Annotated in this window: 4 protein-coding genes and 2 pseudogenes; all 6 read right to left on the reverse strand. The window is 34.8% G+C overall.

Translation table 11 applies throughout. From position 1 onward, the window contains the following. Positions 1-652 (reverse strand): annotated as a pseudogene (locus CWATDRAFT_RS30200) (IS1634-like element ISCwa1 family transposase); the annotation flags it as partial. A gap of 603 nt (positions 653-1,255) precedes the next feature. Further along, positions 1,256-2,023, reverse strand: coding sequence for a hypothetical protein (locus CWATDRAFT_RS30205; protein WP_232287240.1), 768 nt, complete (start codon positions 2,021-2,023; stop codon positions 1,256-1,258). Between the two features lie 198 nt (positions 2,024-2,221). Beyond that, on the reverse strand, positions 2,222-2,569 hold the full coding sequence (locus CWATDRAFT_RS30210) for a type II toxin-antitoxin system PemK/MazF family toxin (RefSeq protein WP_007308523.1): 348 nt from the start codon (positions 2,567-2,569) through the stop codon (positions 2,222-2,224). Further along, complete coding sequence (locus tag CWATDRAFT_RS41225) at positions 2,556-2,780, reverse strand: ribbon-helix-helix domain-containing protein (RefSeq protein WP_021831086.1); 225 nt, start codon at positions 2,778-2,780, stop codon at positions 2,556-2,558. Before CWATDRAFT_RS41225 ends, CWATDRAFT_RS30210 begins: the two co-directional genes overlap by 14 nt. Positions 2,781-3,178: 398 nt before the next feature. Then, on the reverse strand, positions 3,179-3,514 hold the full coding sequence (locus tag CWATDRAFT_RS30220) for a putative toxin-antitoxin system toxin component, PIN family (protein ID WP_007308522.1): 336 nt from the start codon (positions 3,512-3,514) through the stop codon (positions 3,179-3,181). 177 nt (positions 3,515-3,691) lie between these two features. Beyond that, positions 3,692-4,012 (reverse strand): annotated as a pseudogene (locus tag CWATDRAFT_RS30225) (IS1634 family transposase); the annotation flags it as partial.

Consider the following 4,012-nt stretch of genomic DNA (forward strand, 5'->3'; position numbering starts at 1 on the left):
ATTTGCTTTTTGAATTCTACTAAAACTTTTCCAATACAGCTTTATCAGATTCATTTCCATCTCCTACTCTCACAAATAATGGAATATCTCCATCTTGGCTTGTTATTAAATCCAAGACACATTGTTTTAAGTCTGGTCTATGATCCCGAGAATATCCTTTCTTAATAAAAATTGGTCTTTCTTTAATAATTTTTTCTTCTTCCTGTTTCTCTTTATCTTCTTCCCTTTTATATTCTCCATCTAAATGAAATGATGTGGAATCTAAATGGGAGTATTTAAGGTCTATTTTAAATTTTTTAATTACTTCTAAAACTACTTCAATAAAAATATCATTTAGTCCATATTTATATAATTCATCCATTACTCTCCCAATTTTATCATCATTAAGGTAATCAGGTTTAATTCTTTCTCCTAACAATTTCTCAATGGCTTTATCTTGAAAAAACTGACTGAATAAATATAGAGGTCTTGAAACAAATCCTAGTCCATTGATTAAAATAGACTTAACTACTGTACCTGCTGAGATTTTTTCTCTAACATCTATTCCTAATTTATTATTAATTATTTTGACTATTCCTATTTCATCAATTAAACCAGTTACTATCCCTAAATGGTCTAAATTTTTAACTTGTATTTCTTCTAAATAAGACATTTTTCGCTCTTTTTTTACAGAGGAAACAACTTAAACAATTATCCCACTTTTTTGTCTTCAAGAGCTTAAGCAATTATACTTAATTATTAACCCCAGGCTTGTAGTATTTAATGCTACTTTTTGAAGTGCGGAATCTGGGATCTATCAAGAGTCTTCCTTCAACTTTTCAATTTCAACCATTACACCCCCATTAAATCTATTAAAGTCGCAATTCACAAGGGTTTCAGGGCAATCATTATCACACTGCACAGGAAAAACCCGATACATGAAGGAATAATTCGTCGGTTTTTATTTTTAAAAACCGTTGCTATTCAAAGTATAAAAGAAAAAATAGGGTAAAAATTAGCTATCTTAAACTGATATAATCTAAATCATTCAATAAATCCAATTTTTGTCTTTTAATAGTTCAAGAATACCATATAAATCGGTCGCCAAAAATCGCTTAAGGCCGGCAAAAGTCGACAGTGAAAAAATAGCCCATATTTTGTCAAACTGAGGACACAGTAGAAGAAATATAGAGACGAAAGAGGGCCATAGGATTCCAAAAAATAAAATAGTAGTTGATCTTGTGGCAATAAGATATTGTAGGATTTTTCTTTTTCTTTATTGAAGTGGTTGCCAGCGATCGCCATCAGGTTTGAAATGATCAAAGATAATCTGATTGCGTTCCCGTGGCTGAGTTTGTTTAAGTCTCCACTTGCTGATTGTTTGGGGAGTGGTTCTGATGTTGTATTTCTGCTTTAAAATTGCCTGTACTTCTTTATCGGTGAATCGTTGAGTTTCCTCATTGTCAGATATGGCCTCTGTGGTATCGGAATCAATGGGGTTAAGATAATTGTTGTTTTCTGACGGGGCTGATGGGGGATCTGACGATGGCTCCGGAGCACGGGTAATAATTTCTTCCCCCTCACTAGATATTAAGGTGACTTCACTGGTGAAGGTTGAGTTGAGTTGTAGCACATCATCAGGGATGGGATCTGAAACAGCCTTAACTTCCATAATCTCCTGGATCGCTCTAGTCAAGCCATCGAGATAACTATCCAGCTTCATTATGTGGGTTTGCATCGATTGGATCGTGGGATGGTGGGAAATCGCCTCTTCCAATGATTGTGGGGATTGATTAACAGATTGTTGAACAAGTTGTTTGACAGAATCTAATAACTCCTGTTTGACGTTTTGTATATCGTTTTGATTAACAGTATTCTCTAGTTCTTGTCTAACAGTCTGTTGTACAAGTTGTTCAACGTCAACTTGATTAACACTTTGTTGAACTGATTGTGATACACTATCAAATCCTAAGCCTTTGGTGATGAGATCAATGATGGTCGCTGTTTTATCATATTTATCCTCACCCTTGGCAAAATTAGTCATCCCGTAGGCTTCTATTTGGTTATAGAGGTTATGGGGGATTCGAGCAGCTATGGCTATGCTCTTAGAGGTTATCCAGGTTTGATTGGGTTTCGTCTCACTCATCGTTATTGATATGTTCAACAATCTGTCATACAAACTAGGATAAACCATAAAGGAAACCAAGGGACAAACTGATTTACATATCGTTGAACAAAACGTTTAACGGTTGTTGTTTAGTCCCAGATGTAGGGTGATGGCAGCGTCAACCGACTGCATTAATGTCTCGTTCAATAAACCCACCACACCCCCATTTATACGTTGCTTGGAGATGGTTCGTATTTGTTGCGCCTGAAGTTTAGACGGTTTGGGTAAACCACTGTCTGACGGTGATAGAAACACCTCAAAGGGATAAATTCGACTCACATTAGAAGTGATGGGTAAAATCGTTATTGTAGAAGCTGCACGGTTATTAATATCATTGCTGACAATCAACACAGGACGATTTTTAGACATTTCAGACCCCACAGACGGGTTGAGGTTGGCATAATAAATCTCACCACGTTTCATCGCTTAATCCGTCCCCAATGGTCACATCCCAAGCCTCGTCAACCTCACTATCCGCTTCTCTATAAGCCTCGAATAGTTCTTTTTCCTGCAATAAGTTCAAGGCAACTGAAATCACCTCAGAGCGAGATTTGTACCCTTTAGCTATCTTGTAATGTTCGATAAACCTTGTCAGGGTAGGAGACAAGGAAATGGATAATTTTTGCGACTGCATGGTACTACTATTTAGTATTCGATAATATTACTACTTATTCTAGCTCCTTTTTCCACCAACTCTTAACCGTTCCCTTGGAACCGGTGAAAATAAAATTGGATCTTTGAAGAGAAAAAAATTCATATTTATCAAATTGGGTAAGGTGTCTATGATCTTGTTATAACAGGCTTTTTGTCAACCTTGGAACCTGAGAAAGTCCTAGGACGTTCCCAGGATCTTTAGAAGGAGAAGATCACTCAGATTCGCTCCTTCAAGCTCGAACAATGGATCTACTAAAAAGATACGGATTGGGATTTGTACTTGAATTTGCTGGTATAGGGGTGAATTCTTAATAGCAATATCTAACAGTAAGGAAACGATGGCGATACACAGATGAAACAGATGTCGTATAAGGGTAATTATGAGTTAGTGAACTTGATTAAAAACTCATTGACAGTAATAATACCAATATTTCTAAAAGGATTTAATACCAACAAATCTTTGTCTCCAGTGATTATAAAATCAGCTTGCCCACTCACAGCAACTTCAAGGAATTTATTGTCTTTGGAGTCACGACAAACATCAATAACTTCTTGAATTTTTACTAACTCGGATTTCTCTACCAATTTAACTATGAATTCTTGTTTTTCTTCTGAAGTCAGATATTTGTCAAACTTTTTACGCTTTAAACCCAGATTCCGCACTTCAAAATGTAGTATAAAAAAATACATAGTTTTAAAAAGTCCGAAAATCATACCTGGGCAAGAATATTTCTCTTTTCATTAAATTTTTAGGAAAAATAATCAAATTAAGAAGATTTATACTCATTGAAAACTTAGCAAGACTCAGCACAAACGAAGGAGATTTTCCTCTTCTCATTTGATATCATTAGACTCTTATTCTTTTATTATTTTTGCTTTATCCAATTCAATTTATAGATAATATCTTTGACAAGATGCAGGTAATAAACTCAATATAAAACGCCTTTCTTCTGTTAAATTGACAATTTGTTTGACTCCGTTTAAAATCACATAATGAATACCTTGAAAACATTGAAATATCCACCTCAAAGTCGGACGCAATGTTACTTTCCCTACTTGATTATTTATTCCTTTTTTGACTCTTTTTAAACAATTTCTTAATTCTCTTTGCCCCAAGTTATAAATCAACAAACACAAAGACATTAAAAATAACATTGTTTCTATTCTTTCTGGTTTTTCAACGAAGAAACTATCAGTAAAAAATAAGGGATC

This window comes from Crocosphaera watsonii WH 8501, from assembly GCF_000167195.1.
Classification (GTDB): Bacteria; Cyanobacteriota; Cyanobacteriia; order Cyanobacteriales; family Microcystaceae; genus Crocosphaera; species Crocosphaera watsonii.

What these genes read in the sequence shown, in the direction of transcription:
- CWATDRAFT_RS30205 (WP_232287240.1), bottom strand. Translation starts at nt 2,023, where the DNA reads ATGACTAATTTTGCCAAGGGTGAGGATAAATATGATAAAACAGCGACC.
- CWATDRAFT_RS30210 (WP_007308523.1), bottom strand. Translation starts at nt 2,569, where the DNA reads ATGAAACGTGGTGAGATTTATTATGCCAACCTCAACCCGTCTGTGGGG.
- CWATDRAFT_RS41225 (WP_021831086.1), bottom strand. Translation starts at nt 2,780, where the DNA reads ATGCAGTCGCAAAAATTATCCATTTCCTTGTCTCCTACCCTGACAAGG.
- CWATDRAFT_RS30220 (WP_007308522.1), bottom strand. Translation starts at nt 3,514, where the DNA reads ATGATTTTCGGACTTTTTAAAACTATGTATTTTTTTATACTACATTTT.